This is a genomic window from Streptomyces sp. YKOK-I1 (assembly GCF_054660435.1).
On record NZ_BAAGDR010000001.1, the window covers coordinates 6,398,451 to 6,423,289 of the forward strand.

General features: G+C 71.9%; 26 protein-coding genes. 14 read left to right on the forward strand and 12 right to left on the reverse strand.

Translation table 11 applies throughout. The annotated features are described in order from the left end of the window. Positions 1-56: 56 nt before the first annotated feature. Together trpS and ACYQ8Q_RS28525 are read left to right on the forward strand one after the other, a co-directional pair. Positions 57-1,070 (forward strand): tryptophan--tRNA ligase, encoded by a 1,014-nt coding sequence (gene trpS / locus ACYQ8Q_RS28520; RefSeq protein WP_460068711.1) that lies wholly within the window; start codon positions 57-59, stop codon positions 1,068-1,070. Positions 1,071-1,225: 155 nt separating this feature from the next. After that, complete coding sequence (locus ACYQ8Q_RS28525; protein WP_460068712.1) at positions 1,226-1,804, forward strand: 2'-5' RNA ligase family protein; 579 nt, start codon at positions 1,226-1,228, stop codon at positions 1,802-1,804. A 22-nt stretch (positions 1,805-1,826) separates the two neighbouring features. Here the strand turns inward: ACYQ8Q_RS28525 and ACYQ8Q_RS28530 are convergent, their stop codons facing one another. Together ACYQ8Q_RS28530 and ACYQ8Q_RS28535 are read right to left on the reverse strand one after the other, a co-directional pair. Continuing rightward, positions 1,827-2,582, reverse strand: a complete 756-nt coding sequence (locus ACYQ8Q_RS28530) for a decaprenylphospho-beta-D-erythro-pentofuranosid-2-ulose 2-reductase (protein WP_460068713.1) — start codon at positions 2,580-2,582, stop codon at positions 1,827-1,829. A 37-nt stretch (positions 2,583-2,619) separates the two neighbouring features. Continuing rightward, positions 2,620-3,969 (reverse strand): FAD-binding protein, encoded by a 1,350-nt coding sequence (locus ACYQ8Q_RS28535; RefSeq protein WP_460068714.1) that lies wholly within the window; start codon positions 3,967-3,969, stop codon positions 2,620-2,622. Between the two features lie 164 nt (positions 3,970-4,133). Here ACYQ8Q_RS28535 and ACYQ8Q_RS28540 point away from each other — a divergent pair, with 164 nt between their 5' ends. Beyond that, positions 4,134-5,051 carry a YihY/virulence factor BrkB family protein gene (locus tag ACYQ8Q_RS28540; RefSeq protein ID WP_460068716.1) on the forward strand — a complete coding sequence of 306 codons (918 nt, stop codon included), beginning with the start codon at positions 4,134-4,136 and terminating at the stop codon, positions 5,049-5,051. On the opposite strand, the gene ACYQ8Q_RS28545 is transcribed toward ACYQ8Q_RS28540, so the two are convergent. Beyond that, positions 5,005-6,459, reverse strand: coding sequence for a D-alanyl-D-alanine carboxypeptidase (locus tag ACYQ8Q_RS28545; RefSeq protein WP_460068717.1), 1,455 nt, complete (start codon positions 6,457-6,459; stop codon positions 5,005-5,007). The genes ACYQ8Q_RS28540 and ACYQ8Q_RS28545 overlap by 47 nt on opposite strands. Between ACYQ8Q_RS28545 and ACYQ8Q_RS28550 the strand changes: the two genes are divergently transcribed. The 4 genes from ACYQ8Q_RS28550 (at position 6,398) to ACYQ8Q_RS28565 (ending at position 10,829) form a co-directional block, all read left to right on the forward strand. Beyond that, positions 6,398-6,637 (forward strand): SCO4848 family membrane protein, encoded by a 240-nt coding sequence (locus tag ACYQ8Q_RS28550; protein WP_460068718.1) that lies wholly within the window; start codon positions 6,398-6,400, stop codon positions 6,635-6,637. The genes ACYQ8Q_RS28545 and ACYQ8Q_RS28550 overlap by 62 nt on opposite strands. Before the next feature lie 423 nt (positions 6,638-7,060). Further along, entirely contained in the window at positions 7,061-8,542 is a 1,482-nt protein-coding gene (locus ACYQ8Q_RS28555; RefSeq protein WP_460073516.1) for a metallophosphoesterase, read from the forward strand. Between the two features lie 186 nt (positions 8,543-8,728). Next, a complete protein-coding gene (locus tag ACYQ8Q_RS28560) occupies positions 8,729-10,282 on the forward strand; it encodes an ABC transporter substrate-binding protein (protein WP_460068719.1) in 1,554 nt (517 codons plus the stop codon). Positions 10,283-10,427: 145 nt separating this feature from the next. Beyond that, positions 10,428-10,829, forward strand: coding sequence for an ATP-binding protein (locus ACYQ8Q_RS28565; RefSeq protein WP_460068720.1), 402 nt, complete (start codon positions 10,428-10,430; stop codon positions 10,827-10,829). A gap of 21 nt (positions 10,830-10,850) precedes the next feature. On the opposite strand, the gene ACYQ8Q_RS28570 is transcribed toward ACYQ8Q_RS28565, so the two are convergent. Then, positions 10,851-12,308 (reverse strand): sensor histidine kinase, encoded by a 1,458-nt coding sequence (locus ACYQ8Q_RS28570; RefSeq protein ID WP_460068721.1) that lies wholly within the window; start codon positions 12,306-12,308, stop codon positions 10,851-10,853. Continuing rightward, entirely contained in the window at positions 12,305-12,994 is a 690-nt protein-coding gene (locus ACYQ8Q_RS28575) for a response regulator transcription factor (RefSeq protein ID WP_460068722.1), read from the reverse strand. The genes ACYQ8Q_RS28570 and ACYQ8Q_RS28575 overlap by 4 nt, the downstream gene beginning before the upstream one ends. Before the next feature lie 167 nt (positions 12,995-13,161). Here ACYQ8Q_RS28575 and ACYQ8Q_RS28580 point away from each other — a divergent pair, with 167 nt between their 5' ends. After that, the gene (locus tag ACYQ8Q_RS28580; RefSeq protein ID WP_460073518.1) at positions 13,162-15,567 is read left to right on the forward strand and encodes an MMPL family transporter; all 2,406 of its coding nucleotides are present in this window, start codon (positions 13,162-13,164) and stop codon (positions 15,565-15,567) included. Between the two features lie 3 nt (positions 15,568-15,570). Here ACYQ8Q_RS28580 and ACYQ8Q_RS28585 read toward each other — a convergent pair whose 3' ends face one another. The 4 genes from ACYQ8Q_RS28585 to ACYQ8Q_RS28600 form a co-directional block, all read right to left on the reverse strand. Then, the gene (locus ACYQ8Q_RS28585) at positions 15,571-16,344 is read right to left on the reverse strand and encodes a TetR family transcriptional regulator (RefSeq protein ID WP_460073520.1); all 774 of its coding nucleotides are present in this window, start codon (positions 16,342-16,344) and stop codon (positions 15,571-15,573) included. 20 nt (positions 16,345-16,364) lie between these two features. After that, entirely contained in the window at positions 16,365-16,874 is a 510-nt protein-coding gene (locus ACYQ8Q_RS28590; RefSeq protein ID WP_460068724.1) for a thiol-disulfide oxidoreductase DCC family protein, read from the reverse strand. Between the two features lie 5 nt (positions 16,875-16,879). Next, complete coding sequence (locus tag ACYQ8Q_RS28595) at positions 16,880-17,287, reverse strand: hypothetical protein (protein ID WP_460068725.1); 408 nt, start codon at positions 17,285-17,287, stop codon at positions 16,880-16,882. A gap of 125 nt (positions 17,288-17,412) precedes the next feature. Continuing rightward, complete coding sequence (locus ACYQ8Q_RS28600) at positions 17,413-17,823, reverse strand: VOC family protein (protein WP_460068726.1); 411 nt, start codon at positions 17,821-17,823, stop codon at positions 17,413-17,415. 166 nt (positions 17,824-17,989) lie between these two features. Between ACYQ8Q_RS28600 and ACYQ8Q_RS28605 the strand changes: the two genes are divergently transcribed. From ACYQ8Q_RS28605 to ACYQ8Q_RS28615, 3 genes are all read left to right on the forward strand, one after another. Continuing rightward, positions 17,990-18,451: a TM2 domain-containing protein gene (locus tag ACYQ8Q_RS28605; RefSeq protein WP_460068728.1), complete on the forward strand. Its 462-nt coding sequence runs from the start codon at positions 17,990-17,992 to the stop codon at positions 18,449-18,451. After that, entirely contained in the window at positions 18,444-18,845 is a 402-nt protein-coding gene (locus ACYQ8Q_RS28610; protein ID WP_460068729.1) for a DUF2752 domain-containing protein, read from the forward strand. Before ACYQ8Q_RS28605 ends, ACYQ8Q_RS28610 begins: the two co-directional genes overlap by 8 nt. A gap of 325 nt (positions 18,846-19,170) precedes the next feature. Next, complete coding sequence (locus ACYQ8Q_RS28615) at positions 19,171-19,434, forward strand: TM2 domain-containing protein (protein ID WP_055632039.1); 264 nt, start codon at positions 19,171-19,173, stop codon at positions 19,432-19,434. A gap of 71 nt (positions 19,435-19,505) precedes the next feature. On the opposite strand, the gene ACYQ8Q_RS28620 is transcribed toward ACYQ8Q_RS28615, so the two are convergent. Further along, positions 19,506-20,495: a helix-turn-helix transcriptional regulator gene (locus ACYQ8Q_RS28620; protein WP_460068730.1), complete on the reverse strand. Its 990-nt coding sequence runs from the start codon at positions 20,493-20,495 to the stop codon at positions 19,506-19,508. A gap of 93 nt (positions 20,496-20,588) precedes the next feature. Here ACYQ8Q_RS28620 and ACYQ8Q_RS28625 point away from each other — a divergent pair, with 93 nt between their 5' ends. After that, a complete protein-coding gene (locus ACYQ8Q_RS28625) occupies positions 20,589-20,987 on the forward strand; it encodes a VOC family protein (protein ID WP_460068731.1) in 399 nt (132 codons plus the stop codon). Between the two features lie 43 nt (positions 20,988-21,030). Here the strand turns inward: ACYQ8Q_RS28625 and ACYQ8Q_RS28630 are convergent, their stop codons facing one another. Continuing rightward, positions 21,031-21,957, reverse strand: a complete 927-nt coding sequence (locus ACYQ8Q_RS28630) for an aminoglycoside phosphotransferase family protein (protein WP_460068732.1) — start codon at positions 21,955-21,957, stop codon at positions 21,031-21,033. 158 nt (positions 21,958-22,115) lie between these two features. Here ACYQ8Q_RS28630 and ACYQ8Q_RS28635 point away from each other — a divergent pair, with 158 nt between their 5' ends. Continuing rightward, positions 22,116-23,615, forward strand: coding sequence for an FAD-binding protein (locus ACYQ8Q_RS28635; protein WP_460068733.1), 1,500 nt, complete (start codon positions 22,116-22,118; stop codon positions 23,613-23,615). An 18-nt stretch (positions 23,616-23,633) separates the two neighbouring features. After that, positions 23,634-24,077: an SMI1/KNR4 family protein gene (locus ACYQ8Q_RS28640; RefSeq protein WP_460068734.1), complete on the forward strand. Its 444-nt coding sequence runs from the start codon at positions 23,634-23,636 to the stop codon at positions 24,075-24,077. 6 nt (positions 24,078-24,083) lie between these two features. On the opposite strand, the gene ACYQ8Q_RS28645 is transcribed toward ACYQ8Q_RS28640, so the two are convergent. After that, a complete protein-coding gene (locus tag ACYQ8Q_RS28645) occupies positions 24,084-24,698 on the reverse strand; it encodes a Uma2 family endonuclease (RefSeq protein ID WP_460068735.1) in 615 nt (204 codons plus the stop codon). Positions 24,699-24,839 lie beyond the last annotated feature (141 nt).

Below are 24,839 nucleotides of genomic sequence, written 5' to 3' on the forward strand. Positions count from 1 at the left end.
CGCCGCAGCTCCCCGCGCACCGAAACCACTCACCGCTCTCTGAGACAATGATGAACATGGCCTCAGACCGACCCCGCGTGCTCTCCGGCATCCAGCCCACCGCCGGCTCGTTCCACCTGGGCAACTACCTCGGCGCCGTCCGCCAGTGGGTGGCCCTCCAGGAGTCCCACGACGCCTTCTACATGGTCGTCGACCTGCACGCGATCACGGTCCCGCAGGACCCGAAGGACCTCACGGCCAACACCCGGCTGGCCGCCGCCCAGCTCCTCGCGGCCGGTCTGGACCCCGAGCGCTGCACCCTCTTCGTGCAGAGCCACGTCCCCGAGCACGCCCAGCTCGCCTGGGTCATGAACTGCCTCACCGGCTTCGGCGAGGCGTCCCGGATGACCCAGTTCAAGGACAAGTCCGCCCGACAGGGTGCCGAGAGCGCCAGCGTCGGCCTGTTCACGTACCCGATCCTCCAGGTCGCGGACATCCTCCTCTACCAGGCCCACGAGGTCCCGGTCGGCGAGGACCAGCGCCAGCACATCGAGCTGACCCGTGACCTCGCCGAGCGCTTCAACGGCCGCTTCGGCGAGACCTTCACCATCCCCAAGCCGTACATCCTCAAGGAGACGGCGAAGATCTACGACCTCCAGGACCCGTCGATCAAGATGAGCAAGTCGGCGTCCACGCCGAAGGGCCTCATCAACCTGCTCGACGACCCGAAGGCCACCGCGAAGAAGGTCAAGAGCGCGGTCACGGACACCGACACGGTCGTCCGCTACGACCTGGAGAACAAGCCGGGCGTCAGCAACCTGCTCACCGTCTACTCCACCCTCACCGGCAAGAGCGTCGCGCAGCTGGAGCAGGAGTACGAGGGCAAGATGTACGGCGCCCTGAAGACCGACCTCGCGGATGTCGTCGTCGACTTCGTCACCCCGTTCCGGGACCGCACCCAGCAGTATCTGGACGACCCGGAGACGCTGGACTCGATCCTCGCCAAGGGCGCCGAGAAGGCCCGCGCCGTCGCCGCGGAGACGCTCTCCCAGGCGTACGAGAGGGTCGGCTTCCTGCCCGCGAAGCACTGACGGCGCTCAGCAGCATCACAGGCGCACCACACAGATGTTCCACCGGGCAGAGCGCTGCACATCACTTCTCTTGCGCCTGCCCAGAGCACAGCCGTGGCCGTACAGTCGATAGCCGTACGACTGCGTACGAACCCGGCACGACGACAGGAGACGACGTGGGGACCGTAACGATCGGCGTGTCGATCGCGGTCCCGGAGCCTCACGGCAGCCTGCTCCAGGAGCGGCGCACGGGCTTCGGCGACGCCGCTGCTCACGGCATCCCCACGCATGTCACGCTGCTGCCGCCGACGGAGATCGAGGCGAGCGACCTGCCGGCCGTCGACGCCCACCTCATCGAGGTCGCCGCGACCGGCCGCCCCTTCCCGATGCGGCTGTGCGGCACCGGCACCTTCCGCCCGCTGTCACCGGTGGTGTACCTGAAGGTCGTCGAGGGCGCCGAGGTCTGCGCCTGGCTCCAGCAGCTCGTCCGGGACCCCGCCGGTCCGCTGGTGCGCGAGCTGCTGTTCCCGTACCACCCGCATGTCACCGTGGCGCACGGCATCGACGAGGAGGCCATGGACCGGGCCTTCGAGGATCTCTCCGGCTACGAGGCCGACTGGTCCTGCACCGGCTTCGCCCTGCACGAACAGGGCCCCGACGGGGTCTGGCGCCAGCTCCGCGAGTATCCCTTCGGCGGCCCGGTGATCCCCCCGCAGACGGCTCACGCGGACCGGGACACCTTGCCGACACGCTGAGGGCGACACGCTTTTCAGGGGGCTAGACAGGCAGCCGCCGGAACACCCCCCGAGGGACATGCCGCAACCCCGCCATGACCACCCTCAGCGTTCCCGGCACCCACACCACCTCCGACCGCCGCCGCAACCCCAGTTCCACCGCCGCCGCCACCTCCTCGGGCGTGGTCGCGAGCGGCGCCTCGGGCAGTCCCGCCGTCATCCGCGTCCGCACGAACCCGGGCCGTACGACCATGACGTGCACGCCGGTCCCCTGCAACGCGTCCCCCAGCCCCTGCGCGAACGCGTCCAGGCCGGCCTTGCTGGAGCCGTAGATGAAGTTCGAGCGGCGGGCGCGCTCCCCGGCGACGGAGGAGAGCACGACGAGCGCCCCGTGGCCCTGCGTCTGCAGTGCGCGGGCGCTCACCAGACCCGCCGACACCGCGCCGGTGTAGTTGGTCTGCGCGACCCGCACCGCCGCCGAGGGGGCGCGCTCGTCGTGCGCCTGGTCGCCGAGGACGCCGAAGGCGAGCAGCACGAGATCGATGTCGCCCTCGGCGAACACCTGGCCGAGGACGGCCTCGTGGCGGTCGGGGTCGAGGGCGTCGAAGGCGACGGTACGGACGTCGGCGCCGAGGGCGCGCAGGCCGGCGGCCGCCGACTCCAGGGCGGGGGAGGGGCGTCCGGCCAGCCACACCGTGCGGGTGCGGCGGGCGATCAGCCGGCGCGCGGTCGCCAGCGCGATCTCCGACGTACCGCCGAGGACGAGGAGGGACTGGGGGAGACCGAAGGCGTCCTGCACGGCAACTCCTGGGGTTTCAGGGGGCTTCAGAGGTGCTTCAGAGGGCGAGACGGCGGGCGAGGTCCGAGACGAGCACCCCGCGCGGGTCCAGCTCCGCGCGCAGTGCGCGGAAGTCGGCCAGGCGCGGGTACATCGCGGTGAGCAGTTCGGGGCGCAGCCGGGAGTCCTTGGCGAGGCAGACGCGTCCGCCGGCGGCGGCCACCTCCTCGTCCAGCTCGTCGAGGAGGGCGGCGAGGCCCGGCAGGGCGGCCGGGACGTCCAGGGCGAGGGTCCAGCCGGGGCGGGGGAAGGAGAGCCAGCCGGGGTCGGCGTCCCCGAACCTCTTGAGGACGGCGAGGAAGGACGGGCAGCGGTGCGCGCCGATCCGGGCCACGATCCGGCGCAGGGCGTCCTCGTGGCCGTGTCCGACGACGAACTGGTACTGCACGAAGCCGTTCCTGCCGTAGACGCGGTTCCCGTGCGGGACGCCGTCGAGGGGGTGGAAGAACGCGGACAGCGGCTGGAGTTCGCCGGTCCGCGCGCGGGGCGCCGCGCGGTACCAGAGCGCGTTGAACAGCCCGACGGTCGCCCGGTTCAGCAGTCCGCCCGGCAGGGCGGCCGGCGCGGGCGGGAGCCGGGAGGGACGGAAGGCGAGCGGTGCGCTGCGGGCGCGGGCGGGCAGCGCGTCCAGGGGCGCGTGGTCGCCCCGGGTGAGCACCGCGCGCCCCGTGGCCGCCCCGCGGGCGAGGAGGTCGATCCGGGCGGCGGAGTAGCGGTACCGGTGGTCGGTGGCGGTCAGCCGGGCCATCAGGTCGTCGAGGTCGGCGGCGCGTTCGGTGTCGACCGTCATCAGGGACGTCTCGACGGGCTGGAGCCGGACGGTGGCCGTGAGGATCACCCCGGTCAGGCCCATGCCGCCGGCGGTCGCGTCGAACAGCGGGGTGCCGCGGGCCACCGTGCGGATGGCGCCGTCGGCGGTGAGCAGCTCGAAGGACAGCACATGCCGGGCGAAGGAGCCGCGGACGTGATGGTTCTTGCCGTGGATGTCGGCGCCGATCGCCCCGCCGACGGTGACGTACCGGGTGCCCGGGGTCACCGGCACGAACCAGCCGAGCGGCAGCAGCACCTCCATCAGCCGGTGCAGCGAGACGCCCGCGTCGCACAGCACGGTCCCGCCGGCCACGTCGACGACATGGATCCGGTCCAGGCCGGTCATGTCCCACACCGCTCCGCCCGCGTTCTGCGCCGCGTCCCCGTACGCCCGTCCGAGCCCCCTCGGGATACCCCCGCGGACGCCGCAGTCCCGGACCGCGGCCACCGCCTCCTCGTAGGTCCGGGGGCGGATCAGCCGGGCGGCGGAGGGAGCGGTGCGGCCCCATCCGGTGACGGAGACGGTCTCGGCAGGCATGCAGGCGACCGTATCGCCCTGTTATGGGTGATGAGTCCTGAAACCTATCCCTGCTCCCCGAAATGGGTGATTAATGGGATGTCACCCAATATTGCCGCAGTTCTTCCGGGGTACTCGGCCCCCGTCTCTCGCGTCATTCCCGCCGAGCAGGGCAGAGTCGGATCATGGACTGGCTGAAGAAGCTTCCCGGCGTCGGGCCGTGGGTCACCCGCCTCATGGCCACGCACGCGTGGCGGTCGTACGAACGCCTGGACCGGGTGAAATGGACCCGGCTCGCCGCCGCGATGACGTTCATCAGCTTCATCGCGCTGTTCCCGCTGCTCACCCTGGCCGCCGCGATCGCCGCCGCCACCCTCAGTGAGTCCCAGCAGCAGGAACTCCAGGACAAGATCGCCGACCAGGTCCCCGGCATCTCCGACCAGCTCAATGTCCACGACCTGGTGCAGAACGCCGGCACCGTCGGCCTGATCGCCGGCGCCCTGCTGCTGTTCACCGGCATCGGCTGGGTCGGTCAGATGCGGGACTGTCTGCGCGCGGTGTGGGAGCTGCCCGACAAGGAGGAGAACCCGGTCCTGAGCAAGGGCAAGGACGCGGGCATCCTGGTCGGTCTCGGCGGCGCGGTCCTGGCCACCCTCGCCCTCTCCACCGTCGCCTCCGCCCTGGTCGGCCGGATCACCGACGCCCTCGGCATCGACAAGGCGGGCTGGGGCGGCATCCTGCTGCGGGTCGCCGCCTTCACCATCGCCGTCCTCGCCGACTTCCTGCTCCTCCTCTATGTCCTGACCCTGCTGCCCGGAGTCGAGCCCACCCGCCGCCGTCTGATCGTCGCCGCACTGATCGGCGCGGTCGGCTTCGAACTGCTCAAGCTGCTGCTCAGCGGCTATATGCAGAACGTGGCGGGCAAGAGCATGTACGGCGCCTTCGGCGTCCCCATCGCCCTGCTCCTGTGGATCAACCTCACCTCGAAACTGGTCCTGTACAGCGCCGCCTGGACCGCCACGGGCAGCGCACCCGAGAGCGCCTTCGACGAGGACGTCAGCGGCGACGGCGTACCAGCTCCGGGAGCGGCCAGCGGCGGTTGACGACGTACGCGCCGGCGGCCAGCAGCACCAGCACCCCGCCGGTGATGCCCAGCGCGGTCCACATGCCGCGAGCGCCGTCGTCGGCGACCGCACTCGCCACCGGCTGCTGCGAGGTGCCGCCCCGGCCGGCCGCCGGGGACGCGCCCGAGGACGGGTTCGCGCCCGGCTGCGCACTGGCCTGCGCGCTGGGCGCCGCCGACTGCGGCGGGACCAGCTCGCCCACCGGCGTCACCTTCCCCGCCGCCGCGAACCCCCAGTCGAACAGCTTCGCCGTCTCCTTGTAGACCTCGTTGTGGTCGCTCTTCTCCGGGTTCATCACCGTGACGAGCAGCACCCGCCCGGCTCGCTCCGCCACCCCGGTGAAGGTCGCGCCCGCGTTGGTGGTGTTGCCGTTCTTGACGCCCGCGATGCCCGGGTACTGCGAGATGTCGTAGTCGCCGGCCAGCAGCCGGTTGGTGTTCTGGATCTCGAAGGACGAACGGACCTTCTTGCCCTTCTTGTTCTTCTTCGTCTCGCCCGGGAACTTGGCCGAGACCGTCGAGCAGTACTCCCGGAAGTCCTTCTTCTGCAGCCCCGAACGCGCGATCAGCGTCAGGTCGTAAGCGGAGGAGACCTGGCCCGGCGCGTCGTAGCCGTCGGGCGAGACCACATGCGTGTCGAGGGCCTGGAGCTCCTCGGCGTGCTGGTTCATCTCCTTGACGGTGCCCGCGACCCCGCCGTTCATCGAGGACAGCACATGCACGGCGTCGTTGCCCGAGCGCAGGAACACGCCCAGCCACAGATCGTGCACCGAGTAGGTCTCGTTCTCCTTTATCCCCACCAGGCTGGAGCCCGACCCGATGCCCTCCAGGTCCTTCGGCACCACCTTGTGCTCGGTGGTCCGCGGGAACTTCGGCAGCACGGTGTCCGCGAACAGCATCTTCATCGTGCTCGCCGGGGGCAGCCGCCAGTGCGCGTTGTGCGCCGCCAGCACCTCGCCCGACTCCGCGTCCGCGACGATCCACGACCGCGCGGTGAGGTCCTTCGGCACCACCGGCGCGTCCCCGGCGAGCGCCACCTGCGTCCCGGCCTGCCCGAGCCGGGCGCCGCCGACCGAGGACATGGTCGCCGGGGGAGTGGCCGAGGGGGACGGGCTCTTGGAGGGGGTCGGACTCGGCGCGGCGAGGGAGACGGGCGCGGCCAGCGCGAGAGAGGTGAGGGACGCTGCGGTGACCAGCAGGGATCGCCTGACGGTCTGCTTCATGGGTGCGGGCACGACGCAGAACGTACCTGGCGGCCGACGGGAAGTCCCGCCGCCCTCCCCACCCCGGTCATCGAACCGGACACCCGACGGCGATACTGAACCCATGAAGCTCAGCCGCCCCCTCTCCTGGTTCCTGCTCGCCTTCGGGGTGTGGAGCTGGGTCATCTGGGTCACTTTCGTCAAGAATCTGGTCAAGGACGGCAGCGGTCTCGCCTTCGACGACGGGCACCCCACCGCGTACTTCTGGGTGCACCTGACGCTCGCCGTCGTCTCCTTCCTTCTGGGGACGGCCATCGGGGTCATCGGGTTGCGCGGTCTGCGCGCACTGCGCCGGACGTCCTAGCCGATGGTGATCCTCTTCGCGCTGCTCGCGCTGACGGTCCTGGCCGGCGCCAACTGGTACCTGTGGCGCCGTCTGTTCAGGGACACCACCAGCGGTCCCGGCCCGGCGCGCCGCGGCGGCGCCGTGCTGATCGCGGGCGGCTGGGCCCTGGCGATCGGCGCCCTCGTCGCGGAGCGCACCGGCGCCCCCTTCTGGCTCCAGCGCACCCTGGCCTGGCCGGGCTTCCTCTGGCTCGCCCTGTCGATCTACCTGCTGCTGGGGGTCGTGGCGGGCGAGCTCGTACGACCCCTGCTGCGCCGCTTCCTGGACCGACGGGCCGAGCGGCTGGAACCGGCAGCGGCCCGCACCGAGCCGACGAACCGACCGGTTCCGACCGCCCCGGGCTCACGGACCGGGCAGCCGGAGTCACCGGCCCCCGCGCCCGTGACGGCCGGGCGGCCGGGTGCGTCGGCTGGGAAGCCGGCCCCCGCGCCGGTGGCGCCGGAGCGGTCCGGCCTTGTTCCCGAGGCGGCCGGGCGGCCCGGTGCGTCGGCCGAGGAGTCGGCCCCCGCCTCCGCGGCGGCCGGGCGGTCCGGCCTTGTTCCCGAGGCGGCCGGGCGGCCGGGTGCGTCGGCCGAGGAGTCGGCCCCCGCCTCCGCGGCGGCCGGGCGGTCCGGCCTTGTTCCCGAGGCGGCCGGGCGGCCGGGTGCGTCGGCCGAGGAGTCGGCCCCCGCCTCCGCGGCGGCCGGGCGGTCCGCCCTCGCTCCCGAGGGGTCCGGACAGGCCGCCCCCGCGCCGGTGGCGGCGGAGCGGTCCGGCCTTGCCCCCGTGACGGCCGGGCGGCCGGGTTCGTCGGCTGGGAAGCCGGCCCCCGCGCCGGTGGCGGCGGAGCGGTCCGGCCTTGTTCCCGAGGCGGCCGGGCGGCCGGGTGCGTCGGCCGAGGAGTCGGCCCCCGCCTCCGCGGCGGCCGGGCGGTCCGCCCTCGCTCCGGAGGGGTCCGGACAGGCCGCCCCCGCGCCGGTGGCGGCGGAGCGGTCCGGCCTTGTTCCCGAGGGGCCGGGGCGGCCCACCCCCGCTTCCGAAGCGGCCGAAAACCGTGCCCCCTCGCGGCGTCTCTTCGTCTCCCGGGTGGTCGGGGGCGCGGCCGCCGCGGTGGCCGTGGGGACCGTCGGCGCCGGTACCTACGGGGTGCTGCGCGGTCCGAAGGTGAAGCGGGTCACCGTCCCGCTGGCCAAGCTTCCGCGCACCGCCCACGGCTACCGGATCGCGGTCGTCAGCGACATCCACCTCAGCCCGGTGCTCGGCCGCGACTTCGCGCGGAAGGTCGTCGACACGATCAACGGCACCCAGCCCGACCTGATCGCCGTCGTCGGCGACCTCGTCGACGGCAGTGTGAAGGACCTGGGCCCGGCGGCCGCCCCGCTCGCGCGGCTGAAGGCCCGGCACGGCAGCTTCTTCGTCACCGGCAACCACGAGTACTTCTCCGGCGCCGCGCAGTGGGTCGAGGAGGTGCGCCGCCTCGGAATGGACCCCCTGGAGAACGAGCGCACCGAACTCCCCTGGTTCGACTTGGCCGGCGTCAACGACATCGCGGGGGAGAGCGAGGGCCAGGGCCCCGACTTCGGCAAGGCCCTCGGCGACCGGGACACCACGCGCGCGTGCGTGCTCCTCGCCCACCAGCCCGTCCAGATCCACGACGCGGTACGCCACGGCGTCGACCTCCAGCTCTCCGGCCACACCCACGGCGGCCAGCTCTTCCCCGGCAACCTGATCGCCGAGGCGGCGAACCCGACCCTGGCCGGCCTGGACCGCTACGGCGACACCCAGCTCTACGTCTCCCGGGGCGCTGGCGCCTGGGGGCCGCCCACCCGCGTGGGCGCGCCCTCGGACATCACGGTCATCGAACTGGCGTCCCGTCAGGCGTGAGCCGGAGTATGGGAGTTCGCTGTGAAATCCCGTGGAAACAGGGCGTCGGTAAGTTCTTTCTCATCTACCCAGAAGTCTCTTCCGCCCGCTGAAACACGTGTGGTTAGGTGAGCCCCGCCACCAAGGGGGGTGGCTTTCTGTGTAGTACTGGGCCTTCTTGTGGCCCGGGGGAGGCAGGACATCACCATGCGCTCGGTTCGCATGCGGATCCTCGTGGCACTGCTGGTTCTCGCCGTCGTCGGAGTGGGCGGCTGGCAGTTGCTGCCGTCGCAGCAGGACAGCGAAGCCACCATCACCGTGGGCACGACGGACACCATCACGTCACTCGATCCGGCGGGCGCCTACGACGCCGGTTCCTGGGCGTTGTTCAACAACGTCTTCCAGTCGCTGCTGACGTACGAGCCGGGCGGCGTCTCGCCGGTCCCGGACGCCGCCAAGAGCTGTTCCTTCCCGAAGGGCGGCCTGACGACGTACACCTGCGAGCTGCGGGACGACCTCACCTTCCCCAGCGGCCGCAAGATGACCGCCGAGGACGTGAAGTTCTCCTTCGACCGGGTCAAGAAGATCAAGGCCGATGTCGGTCCGTCCTCGCTGCTGTCCACCCTGAAGTCCGTGGACGCCGACGGGCTGAAGGTCACGTTCCATCTGACGACCCCGGACGCCACCTTCCCGTTCAAGGTGGCCACCGGCGCCGGCTCGATCGTGGACCACACCCGCTACCCGGCCGACGGCCTGCGCGCCGGCACCGCCGTGGACGGCACCGGCCCGTACACGCTGACGTCGTACACGAAGGGCAAGCGGGCCGACCTCGAACCCAACACGCGCTACCGCGGCGCGGTGAAGACCGGCTCGCCCGTCGAACTGCGCTACTACGCCGACCCGGACGCCCTGGAGAAGGGGTGGAAGGCCAAGGAGATCGACGTGGCGAGCCGGCAGCTGCCGCCCGCCGTCCTGGCCTCCCTCAACGCCAGCGACCCCGAGATGCGGGTCACCGAGGCCGACAGCTCCGACACCCGCAACCTGTACTTCAACACCCGCGCGTCCTCGCCGCTGCACTCGGTGGACGTGCGCAAGGCGATGGCCTGGCTGGTCAACCGGGAGCAGCTCGCCGCGACCGTGTACGACGGCACGGTCGACCCGCTGTACTCGCTCATCCCGGCCGGCCTCACCGGCCACACGACGTCCTTCTTCGACACCTACCCCACGCAGAGCGCGGCGAAGGCCCGCACGCTGCTTCAGCAGGCCGGTGTCGGCATCCCGGTCAGCTTCACCTACGGCTACGGCCTGGGCAGCGGTGCCGCCGCGGCCGAGGCGAAGGAGCTCAAGCGGCAGCTGGAGGCCTCCGGTCTGTTCAAGGTGAACGTCAAGGGTTACGAGTGGACCGACTTCCAGAAGCGCTGGGCGAGCGGCAAGCTCGACGCGTACGCCGTCGGCTGGGTCGCCGACTATCCCGACCCGGACACCTACGCGGGTCCGCTCGTCGGCACCGGCTCCACCATGAACACCGGCTACAGCAACAGGGCCGTCGACCGCTACATCACCGACAGCCAGCAGTACGCCGACCGCACCCAGGTCGCCGACGACTTCAAGAACCTCCAGCAGACCGTCGCCGACGAGGTGCCGGTGATCCCGCTGTGGCAGCGCAAGGAGTACGTCGTCGCCGACGCGAGCATCGGCGGCGGCCAGTACCTGGCCGACGGCAACGGCGTGTTCCGGCTGTGGTCCCTGGACTGGATCTGACACCCCGGAACCACCCACCGCAGCAGTGACCCGAGGGCCGGCCCCCAGGCGGATCCGGCCCGTTCGGGCATGCGTCCCCACCAGCGCGGGCAGTCACCCGTCGGGGTGTGATGTGACGGAGCTGTGCGCGGGGTGAGGAGCAGACGTGCTGAGACGCAACTCCTTCCGGCTGCCCCGGCATCCGGCGTCCGTCGGGCTGGCCCGGCGCCGGGTGCGGGACCATCTGGCCGACTGGGGGCACGGCCCCGACGACCGGGCGCTGACCGACGCGGTCCTCGTGGTGTCCGAACTCGCCACCAACGTCATCCGCCACGGGCCCCTGCAGGAGCGGGAGTTCGAGGTGGCGGTCACCGCCCTCGCGGACGGCTCCTGTCTCATCGAGGTCTCCGACGAGGACCGCCAGGAACCCCGGCCGCGGGTGGTCGGCGAGTGGGAGGAACACGGCCGCGGCCTGCATCTCGTCGAACACCTCGCCACCGCGTGGGGCGTCTGGAGCAGAGGCCGGCACGGCAAGACGGTATGGGCCCTGCTCCTGGCGAACGCCTAGGACCCCTCGAGGACCGGTCGCTCAGACGCAGGTCCTCGGGCGGGTCGGCAGTTCCACCGTCACCCCCAGGCCCTCGCCCGGGGCCGTGCGTACGTTCACCTCTCCTCCGTGGGCCCGCACCACCCCCTGCACGATCGCCAGGCCCAGACCGCTGCCCGCGCCGCCGCCCGCGCGGAAGAAGCGGTCGAAGACCCGTGCCGCGTCCTCCGCCGTGAGACCCGGTCCCTCGTCCCGGACCGACAGACGGACGATTCCGTCCGCGCGCTCCACTCCGAGCCGGACCGGGACCTCCACGGGCGTGTGCGTGCGGACGTTGGCCACCAGGTTGCCCAGCACCTGGCGCAGCCCCGACTCGTCGGCCCGCACCAGCATGGTCCCGTCCGCGTGGACCGTGACGGGCCGGTCCGGCTGCTGCGCCCGCAGGTCCTCGGCCGCGTCCCGCACCAGCCGGCTCACGTCCACGTTCCGCAGCCGCAGCTCGGGCCGCTGGTCCAGCCGGGCCAGTGTGAGGAGTTCGTCGACGAGCCGGCCCATCCGGTCCACCTCGCCGTTCATCCGGTCCCAGGCCCGCTTGCGCTCCTCCGGCTCGCGCAGCATCCCCTGGTCGTACAGCTGGAGATAGCCGCGGATCGCGGACAGCGGGGTGCGCAGCTCGTGCGAGGCGTCGGCGACGAACCGGCGCAGCTGGCCCGCGCTGCGCTCGCGCGTGCGGTACGCCGCCTCCACCTGGTGGAGCATGGAGTTCAGGGCGAGCCGCAGCTGCTCCACCTCCAGGCTGGTCTCCCGGCTGGAGGGCACCCGGCGGGTCAGATCGCCCTCCGCGATCGCCGACGACGTCTCCACCATGTCCTCCAGCGGCCGCATCCGCCGCCGCACGCTGAACAGCGTCAGACACGCGAGGAGCGCCAGCAGCAGGGTCCCGACGGCGAGATCGAGCCTGAGCGCCTTGGTGATGCCCTGGTGCAGGGCCTCGGTGGAGGTCGCCATCAGGACGTAGGTGCCGTCCCCCAGCCGGGTGGCCGTGACCCGGTACGACGCGCCGCGCATGCTGACGTCGCCCGGCTCGGGGCCGAGGGCGAGCGCGTGCGGGTCGCGCACCGCCGCGGCGAGGTCGCTCTGGGCGGCGGTGGGCGGCACACCGAGCAGGGACACGGGCCGGCCGGTGGCGTCCACGGCGGTGAACACCGTGTCCGCCGCGGACTCCTCGTCGCTCTCCCCGGGCGCCATCCGGTCACGCAGGAAGCTCAGCGCCGACAGCGAGTCCAGCTTCCGCAGGGTGAGCCCCGTACCGGCGATCGAGTCACGGGTCTTGACCAGCTCCGTGTCGATCTGGTCCAGCAGGTAGTGCCGCATCCCCACCAGGCTCACCGCGGTCGCCGCGACGATCCCGATCGCCAGCAGCGCCACGTTCGCCAGGGTCAGCTTCACCCGCAGCGAGTGCAGTCCGTGCCCGCACCGCAGGGCCCGCAGCCTTCTCATGCCAGTCCGTACCCCACGCCCCGCCGGGTGGTGATCACCGGCGGGCCCAGGGTGTCCAGCTTGCGCCGCAGATAGCTGATGTAGGTCTCGACCACCGTCGACTCCGGCGGGGTGTGCTCGTACTGCCAGACATGGCGCAGGAGTTGCTCCTTGGGCACGATCCGGCCGCCGTTGCGCACCAGGAAGCGCAGCAGCGCGTACTCCGTCGGGGTCAGCTCCACCGAGCGGCCCGCGCGGTGCACGCTGTACGTCGTCTCGTCCAGCTCCAGTTCGCCGTAGCGCAGCGGAGGGCGCTGCGGCAGGACGTCCGCCGGACGGGTGCGGCGCAGCACCGCGGTGATCCGGGCGATCACCACGTCGATGTCGAACGGCTTGGTGATGTAGTCGTCCCCGAAGCCGAGCGCGCCGACGATCTCGGCCGGAGCGTCGCGCGCGGTGAGGAACACCAGCGCCAGGTCGGGCCGCCGCCCGCGCAGTTCCCGCCCGAGGGCCCGGCCGTCGCCGTCCGGCAGCATGACGTCGAGCAGCGCGACGTCGGGCCGGGTGCGGTCGGCGAGGGCGAGGGCCTCACGGACCGTGCCCGCGATCATGACCTCGAAGCGGTGGTAGCGCAGCGCGATGGCGAGGACGTCCGCGATGCTCGGCTCGTCCTCCACGACCAGCACGGTGCCGGGGGCCGTCGACATGCCCCCAGTATCGGCGGACCCGCCGACAGCCGGGCCGGTTCCCCCCTTTGGAGTTCCTTGAGAGTCATGCCGACTCGATGTGCACGCGTGCGCGTGACGCCAATCCTGGTCTCCAGGACCCGGGGGACCCGTCGACTGTGAGTGGGGAGTTGCGCATCGTGGCGGCATTGGCACGCTGGTGCTACCGGCATCGGCTGGTGGTCCTGTTGCTGTGGGTGGGGGCGTTGTTCGGGCTGGGGTTCTCGGCCTCGACGGCGGGCACGGACTACGCGAACGTGTTCTCCCTCCCCGACACGGACTCCAAGAAGGCGTACGACCTGATGGAGAAGGCGTTCCCCGCGCGCGCGGGCGACACCGACACCGTCGTCTGGAAGGTCGACGAGGGCAGCGTCCGCGACCAGGACGTACGGTCCCGGATCCAGCCCGCGCTGGAGAGGATCGCGGACATGAAGGGCGTCGGCGGGGTCACCAGCCCCTACGCCGGCGAGCAGGGCGCGGGGCAGGTCAGCCGGGACGGGCGCATCGCGTACGCCCAGATCACCTTCGCCGACCAGGCGAACGCCGTGCCCAAGGAACTCGTCCAGGACGTCGTCGACACCGCGCGGGACGCCGAGCGCGCCGGCCTGGAGGTCGAGCTCGGCGGCCAGGCCATCCAGCGCGTCCAGGAACCGCCCACCGGCCTCGCCGAGATGGTCGGTCTGGTCGCCGCCGCGATCGTGCTGTTCCTCGCCTTCGGCTCGCTCTTCGCGATGCTGCTGCCGCTCGCCGTGGCGGTCTTCGGCGTGGGCACCGGACTGTTCTCGACCCAGCTGCTCAGCCATGTCACCGACATCCCCGACCTGGCGCCGCTGCTGTCCTCCCTGATCGGCCTGGGCGTCGGCATCGACTACGCCCTGTTCATCGTCACCCGCCACCGCAAGGGCATCCTGCGCGGAGTCGCACCGGAGGACGCGGCGGTCACCGCCCTCAACACCTCCGGCCGCGCGGTGCTGTTCGCGGGCGGCACGGTCTGCATCGCCCTGGCCGGCATGCTGGTGACGAACCTGCGCTTCCTGGACGGCGTGGTCGTCGGCACCTCGCTGACGGTCGTCCTCAGCGTCCTGGCCGCCACCACCCTGCTGCCGGCCCTGCTGGGCTTCCTCGGCCCGCGGGTGCTCAGCCGCAAGCAGCGCCGGCGGCTGGCCGCCGAGGGCCCGGAGGAGGAGCGGACGAGCGGTCCCGCGGCCCGCTGGTCGGCGGAGGTGCAGCGCCGCCCCCGGACGGTCGCCGCGCTCGCGCTGGTCGTCATGGCCGTGCTCGCGCTGCCCGTGCTGTCGCTGCGCCTGGGCGCCACCGACCAGGGCAACAACGACGCCTCCACCACCACCCGCAAGGCCTACGACCTGCTCGCCGAGGGCTTCGGACCGGGCTTCAACGGCCCGCTCCAGGTCGTCGTGGAGGGTACCGACACGACCGCGCTCGTCCGGGGCATCGAGGACGCGCCGGGTGTGGCCCAGGCGGCCGCGCTGCCGCCCGCGCAGGGCGTCACCGTCATCCAGGTCGTCCCCACCACCTCGCCCCAGTCGCAGGAGACGGACACCCTCATCGACCGGCTGCGGGACGACGTCATCCCCAAGGCGGGGGTGCAGGCGCACGTCGGCGGGGTCACGGCGGTGTCCAAGGACTTCGCGACGGTCACCGGCGACCGGCTGCCGCTCTTCGTCGCGACGATCATCGGACTGGGCTTCCTGCTCCTGCTGATCGCCTTCCGCTCCCTGGTGGTGCCGCTGACCGCCGCCGTGATGAACCTGATCGCGGCCGCCGCCTCGTTCGGCGTCCTGGTCGCCGTCTTCCAGTGGGGCTGGGGCCTGGAGCTGCTCGGCCTCGGCAAGGAGGGCCCGATCAACGCCTTCCTGCCGGTCATCATGCTGTCCCTGCTCTTCGGCCTCTCCATGGACTACCAGGTGTTCCTGGTCAGCCGGATGCACGAGGAGTGGGTGCACACCAAGGACAACGCCCGCGCGGTGCGCGTCGGCCTCGCCGAGACCAGCCGGGTCATCAACTCCGCCGCCCTGATCATGGTCTGTGTGTTCCTCGCGTTCGTCCTCAGTGGGGACTCGGGAGCGGCCATGGCCGGCGTGGGCCTCGCGGCGGCCGTCGCCCTCGACGCGTTCATCCTCCGTACGGCGCTGGTCCCGGCCGCGATGCACCTGCTGGGCGCCTCCAACTGGTGGCTGCCCGTCTGGCTGGAGAAGCGGCTGCCGCATCTCGCGGTCGAGCCGAAGGAGGAGGACGCCACCGCCTCCGCCGGCCCGGCGGACGGTCCCGCGACGGCCGTCCACGGCTTCGTCCGCGACGTGGCCGGCGATCCGGTGGAGAACGCCGCGGTGGCCCTGCTCTCCAAGGGCGGCCGCCCGCTGGACCAGGTGACCTCCCTGGCCGACGGCTCCTACATCCTCTCCGTCCCGGCGCCGGGCACCTATCTGCTGTCGGCGACGGCGGCGTCGTACACCACCCAGGCCCGTCAGGTGAGCGTCGGCACCGAGCCGCTGGTCCACGACGTGGAACTCGCGGAGATGTCGGAGGTCAACTAGCGGCTAGCCGCGCTTCTTCTTCTGCGGGTCCGGCAGGGCGTTCGTCATACCGGGCAGGAAGTCCGTGAACAGTTCGTGGATCTCCAGGACGAGGGGCCGCAGGACGCGGAACCGGGCCAGCGCCACACCGCGCGCGGTGAGGCGCGCGCCCCGTTCCGCGAGCCGGTAGCTGCGCTCGCGGCCCTCGGTCCGGTCGTAGATCCAGTACATGACGAGGCCCATCTGCGCGAGCCACATCAGCTCGGGCAGCACCTCGCGCAGCTCCTCGGGCACCTTCGCCTTCGAGCCCGCGAGGACCTCCTTGTGGACGGCGATCGCCTCCACGCGCGCGTGCTCCGACTCCGCCGAGAAGGGGCTGAGCGGGCTGTCCGGGTCGGCGGCGTTCTTGAAGAACTGCACCGCGAACTCGTGGTACGGCGTCGCCACGTCCAGCCAGACCCGCAGCACGCCCGCCATCCGGGCCTCCAGGGAGGTCTCCGTCGCCAGCAGCTCGCGGACCGCCTCGCGGTGCTCGGCCGCGAGACGGTCGTAGAAGCCCTGGATCAGCCACTCCTTGCCGGCGAAGTAGTAGTAGGCGTTCCCTACCGAGACCCCGGCCTCCTGGGCGATGGCCCGCATGGTGGTCTTGTCGTAGCCGCGCTCCTGGAACAGCCGCATCGCGGTCTCCAGGATCAGCGCGCGGGTCTGCTCGGACTTCGAGCCGGTCGCGGGGGACGGCTCACGGGGCTCGGCCGGGGGAGCGGGCTCGGCGCGGCCCCCGTCGGCGGACTCGTTCATGGCGGACACGGACAGAGAGCCTAGTCAGTGGAGCAGGAGCCGTCGGCACAGGAGGGCGGGGTGTGGGTCCAGCCGCGCCGGGGGTCGAAGGACCAGCCGTCGGCCCCGTGGTACGCGCCGCCGCCCCAGCCCGCCTCCTTGCGGTGCGCCCCGCGCCACTTGGCGGCGGCCAGGACCGCGCCCTTGGCGACTCTCGCGCCCGCGGGGGTGCTCAGCCGGTGGGCGAGCGGCCGGTGCTCGCGCAGCGCCCACAGGGTGACGACCCAGGCGGCGGCGCCCCGGTAGACCTGGCCGCCGTCGCCGACGACGGTGATCTCCTCCAGGGTGGCGCGGTGGTCGAGCTCCGGGAAGCGGGCGGCCGCCTCGGCGGATCCGGCGGCGACCGGCTCCAGCGGGACGAGCTGCGGCTGCCGGACCAGCCAGTCGCGGACGAAGGCGCACAGCGCGCAGTCGGCGTCGTACAGGACGGTGAGCCGGCGGACCGGGACCCCCGTGGTGTCCCGGTCGCCGTCCGCTGCCGTGGTGGTCACGGCCGTCACGCCCCCGCCTGCGGGGCGGTCCAGCCCTGTGGGGCGACCGGCGGGAGCTGCTCCCGCTCCATGACCCCCCGGCGCCGGATCCGGTTGAGCACGTACACGTTGCCCAGGTGCATCACGCCGAGCACCAGCAGCACCACGCCCAGCTTGGTCGACAGGGCCTCGAAGACGCCGCGGGTGTCCTCGATGGTGTCGTCGCCGCTCAGGTAGAGGGCGACGAAGCCGAGGTTGACGAGGTAGAAGCCGACCACGAGGAGGTGGTTGACGGCGTCGGCGAGCTTCTCGTTGCCCTTCAGGACGTCGGAGAGGAAGACCCTTCCGTTCTGGCTGAGGGTGCGGGCGACCCAGACGGTCAGACCGATGCTGACGGCCAGGTAGATGACGTAGGCGATGACGGTGCGATCCATGGCGTCCCCCTTGTTGAACGCGTTCAAAACGCTGACAGGGATGACTGTAGCTCAGTTTTGAACGTGTTCAAGACGTGGGGGATGGGACCTGTGTCACGGCCCCGGGAGCTCGCGGCCGCGCGGCCTCACGGTCTTCTGCCCAGCTCCGGCCGCTTGGTGTAGTCGGCGAACCCGAGGACGTTCCCCCAGGGGTCGGCGACCTCGACGGTCCAGCCCGTCGCCACGGAGAACGGCGGATCGAGCGGCGCGATCCCGGCGTCGGCCAGCCGTCGTGCCGCCACGCGCGCGTCCGGCACCTCCAGCCACAGGCGCGGCGTCGCCCAGGGCGGCGGCCGGTGCCCCAGGGCCTCCTCCTGCCGCAGCAGGATGCCGGGCGTCTCGGCCCCGACCTTCAGCAGCGCGATGCCGCCCTCGTCGAACCGGAACGCCACCGCGAACCCGGCCCGCTCGTAGAACCGCACGGCCTCGCCGAGGTCGCCGACGGGCAGCAGGACGTTGTCGAACCCGAGCAGTTCGTAGGACTCGTCATCTGACATACCGTCAGAATAGGTGGCCAGGTTCCGTGAAGGGGCGATTGCCGCTCGAAGGGTGCCCTGTCTTGACCACCCCCGGCTTCTCCGGGGCCTGTTTTCTGCTGCAAGATGACGTGCACCCGCATTGCACGCAGATTTTCCGCTCATCCGACCACGGGGAGAACTCGCCTTGTCCGAACAGCCGCAGCAGCCCTATCAGCCGCCCCAGCCCGGGTACGGCTACCCCAACGCCGGCACCCCCGGCCCGTACGGCGCGGCCCAGCCCGGCGGCCAGCCCGGCCCCTACGGCTACCCGCAGCCGGGCCAGCCCCAGCCGGGCTACCCGCCGCAGGCCGGCTACCCGGCCCCCGGCTATGTGCCGCCGGGCACCTACACCGGCGACCCCCAGGCGCCCTACGGCTACGACCTCTACGGGCGCCCCTACTCCGACAAGTCCAAGATCGTCGCGGGTGTCCTCCAGCTGACCCTGGGCACCCTCGGTGTCGGCCGCTTCTACATAGGCCACGTCGGCATCGGCCTCGCCCAGCTGTTCACCTGCGGCGGCCTCGGCATCTGGGCCCTGGTCGACGGGATCATGCTCCTGACGGGCAACAACACCACGGACGGCGACGGGCGGGTCCTGCGTGGCTGAGGCGGAGCGCCCGTCCGCGCTGCGGCACCCGGCGGCGGCACCCCTCGCGGTGCTGGCCGCCGGCGCGGCGGGCTCCGCCCATCTCTACGGCACCAATCCCCACCAGAGCGGCCATCTGCTCCCGCAGTGCCCGTTCCGGCTCGTCACCGGTCTGCTCTGCCCCGCCTGCGGCGGCACCCGCATGGTCTACGACCTGATGCACGGTCACCTCACCCAGGCCTGGCTGGACAACCGGGTCCTGCTGCTCGCCTCGCCCTTCGCCCTCGCCCTGCTCGCCCGCTGGGCCTGGGAGGGCCTGCACGGCCGTAGCTGGCGACCCGCGCTCAGCAGCCGTGGCGTGGCCGCGGTGCTCGGTGTCGCGGTGACCTGGATGATCGTCCGGAACATCTTCTAGGCGCCGCTAGGCACTTCTGGGCACTTCTGGGCACGGTTCCGCCCCTCCGAGTTCACACATCGCCCGCCGGACGTCTGAAAAGATTGCGGAGTTGGCGGATTTTGATCACGGAACAGGAACGATCGGTCCCCGCTACTCCCTTTCGCCCCACTGGTCTCTTTACTCTCACCAAACCAGGGGGACGTTCGTGCGCGGTCGACACCGTGCGCGGACGTGGTCGTCGACGGCTGTCGACGCGCAGGAGCAGTACGTCGCATCCCTCCTGGAGTCCCCGTCCGGAGCCCGCAGGCCCCGGTCACCCGAAGTCATCCCAGGAGCAGTTCTCATGACCGTCCCCACTCCCGAGGCCCCCTACGGCGTCGACCCGCTCGGCCGCCCGTACTCCGACAAGTCCAAGATCGTCGCCGGTATCCTCCAGCTCTTCCTGGGTACCCTCGGCATCGGACGCTTCTACGTCGGTTCGGTCGGCGTCGGCATCGCCCAGCTCCTGACCTGCGGCGGCCTCGGCTTCTGGGCCCTGATCGACGGCATCCTGTTCCTCACGAGCAACGACCGCACCGACAGCCAGGGCCGCGTCCTGCGCGGCTGAGCCCAGGCGCCCCCTGCGGCGAGGGCCCCCTCCTGCGAGTCCTTCGCGGAGCGGGGCCCTCGCCGTACCCGTCAGGCCCGGCGGGCGTGGGACGTGAGGCGCTCCGCGAGCGCGACGACGAGGTCGCGCAGTTCCCCCGGGCGCTCGATGACGAACGGCCGGTCGAGTGCGGCGAGTACCGGAGGCAGCCAGTCGAGCCGCTCCGCCCGCAGCTCGACACGCAGCCAGCGCTCGCCGGCCCGGTCCTCGCCCGCCACGGGCGCGTACTCCTCCAGGCTCGCGACGCCGACCGGAAGACGGGCGCGGATCTGCTCGACCGTCCCGTGGATCCGCAAGGTCACCTCGTGCCGGTACCCGGCCGTGGCGAATCCCGACAGCACGCGCTGTGCCGGAGCGGGACCCACGGGCGCCTCGAACGAGCCGGGCAGGGTCCGCGCGTCCGCGACGCGATCGAGCCGGAAGGTCCGGTCCTCGCCGATCCGGGCGTCCTGGCCCGTGACGTACCACCGGCCCGCATGGGCGACGATCCCGTACGCGTGCAGGGTGCGTTCACTGCGCCGTCCGTCGCGGTCGGTGTAGCGGATCGAGACCGGTCGGCGGTGGCGCACCGCATCGGCGAGGGTGAGCAGGAGCCCGGCGTCCGGGTGGTCCGTCTCGCCGGGCCGATCCGTGAAGGCGAGAGCTTCCAGGAGCGCGTCGAGCCGGCGGGCGATGTGCCGCGGCAGCACCCGCCGGATCTTCGCCGACGCCGTCTCGTTCGCCGTGCGCTCCGTCGCCGTCAGCCCTGTCCGGCGGCCGACGGCCAGGCCGAGCAGCACGGCCAGCGCCTCGTCGTCGCTGAGCATGAGCGGAGGCAGCCGGTACCCGGGAGCCAGCCGGTACCCGCCGTAGCGGCCGCGCACCGACTCCACGGGCACGTCCAGGTCGATCAGCTGGTTCACATACCGCCGCACCGTGCGCCCTTCGACGCCGAGACGGTCGGCGAGCTCGGACACCGTCCGGGTGCCGCCCGACTGCAGCAGCTCCAGGAGGGTCAGCACGCGGCCGGTGGGTCGTGGCATGGCCGCAGCCTAACGCGAATACGGGACCGATTCTGTCCGCTATTTCTCCTAGCCTGCGATGTGCACGCCTCCAGCACGGCCAAGGAGACTCCCATGGACTTCGTCTCGATCCGCATCATCACCAGCGACGTCGCACGCCTCGTCGCGTTCTACGAGCGAGCCACGGGGATACAGGCGATACGGGCGACCGAGGACTTCGCCGAACTCAGGACCGCGGGCGCCACCCTCGCGATCGCCGGCACCCGCACCGTCCCGCTGTTCGCCCCGGGCTCCGCCCGCCCGGCGGACAACCACAGCGTGATCACCGAGTTCCTCGTGGACGACGTGGACCGCGTTCACCGGAACCTGACCGGTTTCGTCACCGACTTCGTCAACGAGCCCACCACGATGCCCTGGGGAAACCGGTCGCTGCTGTTCCGCGACCCCGACGGCAACCTCGTCAACTTCTTCACCCCCGTCACCCCGGAGGCCGTCGAAAAGTTCGCCCGCTGACGAGGCCAGGGTGTGCTGGGCAGCGGCCCGGCGGGCGCGGCGCCTATGCGGGCGAGGGACAGCCCGAACCGGATGTCAGAACCCGATCGAGCGCCGCCCGGCCCGCCGGTCCCCAGGCCGGCTTGCCGCCCGGCAGGCCCTGCTCCCCGTTCTGGCCCATCAGGATGAGGAAGAGGCTCTTCATGGCGGCCAGCCCCCGGGCGCGCCGGACCGTCGCCTCGTCCGCCTGCCCGTACACCTCGAAGAACCGTGGGCCCGCGCCCGCGGGAAGCAGCACCCACGCGGCCGCCAGGTCCCACGCCGGATCACCGGCGAACAGGGCATCGAAATCGATCACGCCCGCGAGCGTCCCGTCCGAGACGACGACATTCGCGGGATGGAGGTCGCCGTGCAGCCACACCGGCGGGCCCTCCCACTCGGCGGCCGCGACGGCGTCGTCCCAGACGGCCCGGACGGCCCGGGCGTCGGCGGCCAGGCCGCCGGGGACGATGGCGTGCAGGAACCGCTCGAAGCCGCCCGTGCACTCCTTGGGGTGAGCGCCGCGGTCCGAACCGGCCGGAGCCTCGGCGGGCGCCTCCACATGGAGCGCCCGCAGGAAGCCCGCCAGCGTGTCGGCGGCGTGGTCGCCGCGACTGATCGAGGAGTGGTCCAGCGGCTCGCCCCGAACCCATGTCATCACGCTCCACGGCCTCGGAAAGCGCGCGGACGGTTCGCCGGTCCGCACAGGTGTCGGAACCGGGAGCGGAAGACGCGGGGCCAGGACCGGCAGCCACCGGCACTCCTTGCGCAGGAGATCCGGAGCACCCTCCCCGCGCGGCATGCGCACGGCCAACTCGTCCCCGAGGCGCCACATCTGGTTGCCCCAGCCGCCGGCCACCTCGCGGAGGGGCAGCCCTGCCAGGTCCGGATGCTGGTCCCTGAGAAGGCCGTGCACCAGCTCTGCGGTGATCTCGATCTCGGAGTCGGTCATGCGAAGCAACAGTACGGGGACGGGCGGAGCGGACCTTCGGGACGGCGAGGCCGGGGCCGTCGGCGCACCAGGGCGCGAAATCCCGCCACGACGGGGACGAACTGTCCTAGGCTGGCGCGGATTTGAGGAGTTCGCGCAGCTCGAGAGGTGGCATCCGCATGTCCCGCACACCATCCAGGCGCACCGTCTTACACGGAGTCACGCTCGCCGGAGCCACCGTCATCGGCTTCGACCCCACCGCCAGGAGCTGGGCCGCGACCTCGCCGGAGACGGCCTCCCCGGAGACCGGCGCCGCGCCGGCCGGACTGGCCAGGATCCCCCGCCTGGACGGCACCCTCGTCACGGACGACGCCTCGCTCACCGCCGCGGCCGACGACTTCGGCCACCTCGTGCACCACCGCCCCTCGGCCGTCCTGCGCCCCGGCTCGGTCCGTGACGTCGTCACCATGATCCGGTTCTGCAACGAGCACCGGCTGCCCGTCGCGCCCCGCGGCCAGGGACACGCCGCCTTCGGGCAGGCGCAGACCCGGGGCGGTCTGGTCATCGAGACCGCGACCCTGGCGGACATCGGCGACCTGGACTCCGGCAGCACCACGGTCACCGTCGGCGCAGGCGCCCGCTGGAGCGCGGTCGCCCGGGCCACGCTCGCCCACGGCCTCACCCCGCCGGTCTTCACCGACTACCTCGAACTCTCCGTCGGCGGCACCCTGTCGGTGGGCGGCCTCGGCGGCCAGGGCCACCGCCACGGCGCCCAGGTCGACAACGTCACCCAGCTACGCGTCGTCACCGGCGCGGGCGAACTCGTCCGCTGCTCGCCCACCCGCCGCCCCGACCTCTTCCACGCCGTGCTGGCGGGGCTCGGACAGTGCGCGGTCATCGTCGAGGCGACCCTGCGGCTCGTCCCCGCGCCCGCGACCGTACGCCACTACCTGCTGACCTACGACGACCTGGACACGTTCCTGGAGGACCAGCGCCTGCTGGTGCGGGAGGGCCGCTTCGCGTACGTGGAGGGCCAGGTCTCCGCGGACGCCGAGGGCGCGTTCCGGGTCCACCTCCTCGAAGCCGTGGCCTACGGTCCACCGGTCGGCCCCGAGCCCGACGACACGGTCCTGCTGCGGGGACTGCGCCACGACCCCGCGACCGTCACCCGCACCGACCGCACCTACTACGACTTCCTGGACCGCATCGCGCCCTTCGTCGCCGTGCTGAAGGAGTCGGGCCTGTGGGCCCACGCCCACCCCTGGCTCGACCTGATGTTCCCCGGCCGCTCCGCCGCGGCCCTCGCCGCCCCGCTCCTGGACGCGCTCACCCCCGACACCCTGGGACCCGGCGGAGTGGTGCTCTTCTACCCCCTCCTCCGCGAGCACTTCAGGACGCCGCTGCTGCGCACCCCCGACGACGACGTCTTCCACCTCTTCGACTTCCTGCGCACGGTCCCGCCGGACGACACCGCCGCCGTCGACCGCGCCCTGGCGGCCAACCGCGCCGCCTACGACACCGTCGTCGCGGCCGGCGGCACCCGTTACCCGGTGGGCGGCATGCGGCTCACCCGCGACGACTGGCGGTCCCATTTCGGCGCCGCCTGGCCCGCCTTCGAGCGGGCGAAGCAGATGTACGACCCGAACGGAATCCTGACCCCGGGTCAGGGCGTCTTCTGAACCATGAAGGATCACCGTATGTGGACCGAGCTCATCTCCTCGCTGTCGTCGGACGTGGACCTCGCCGACGGTCCCGGATGCGAGGAGCAGATGCGGGTGGCGGAAGTGGTGCTGGGGCATCCGCTGCCCGCGGCGCTGAAGGAGTTCTGGAGCGTGGCGGACGGGGCCCGGGACAAGTACGGCACCGGGATCGTCTGTTCCGTCGGCGAGGTCGTGGACCGGAACCTGGAGTTCAGGAGTTCGGCCGACTTCCGGGAGCTCTACATGCCGTTCGATCCGCTGCTGCTCTTCGGGGAGAGCGCGGGGGGCGACCTCTTCGGCTTCGTCGTCAGGCCCGAGCGGCCGGACGTCTTCGTCTGGGAACACGAGAGCGACAGCCGCCGCTGGGTGGCCAACGACCTGGAGGACTATCTGCGGCGCCGCCTGGGCAGCGGCGATCCGGAGTGGTACGCGTCCTGGTGACGGAGGTCAGTCGCTTTTCTTGGGCTGACCCGCCTCAAGGATCTCCGCGACGTCGAGCTTGACCTGTGCCCCAATGGAGTCGGGCAGGGTGACCACCTCGCCCGGGGAGTGCACGCGGTGGTTGGCGTACTCATCCTCGGTAGGGTCGGTGAGAACGTGGAGGCGCTGGTGCTTGCGGTCGACGATCACGTAAACCGGGACATCGGCGTCGGCGTAGGCGGCGACCTTGGCGTGCAGGTCGGTCTTCCAGTTGCTGGAGGTGACCTCCAGGACCAGTCGGAAGGCCATGGGGTCGTAGCAGTTGCGCTCGATGTGGTGGTCGTCGATGTCCGCGTCGACGACGCAGAGGTCAGGAGTGGCGAAGTCCTCGGGAGCGTCGGGGAGCCAGATGCTGACGTTCTGGAGGACCTCGGTCTCGCCACCGTCCAGTCCAGCCACGGTGAAGGGGCGTGACAGCCGGGACAGTGCCCGAGCGTGAGGAGCGTCCGGGGACGGGGTCACGAGGATCTGGCCTCCGATGATCTCGACGCGATACCCCGGATGGCGTTCCATGATCTCTTCGGCCAGGGCCGTAAGCGAGATGTCGTCGTGCGGCTGCGGTTCGACGGCTGCTGCGGACATCGGTGCCTCCTGTGGGTGGTGCCGAGAGCATCATCGTAGGCCGGGTGGCCACCCGGAGGCGTGTTTACATCGGTTCACTCGATCGTGGTCCCTACGCCCGAGGGCCCCGCCCCCGGTGACGAAACCGGGAGACGGGGCCCT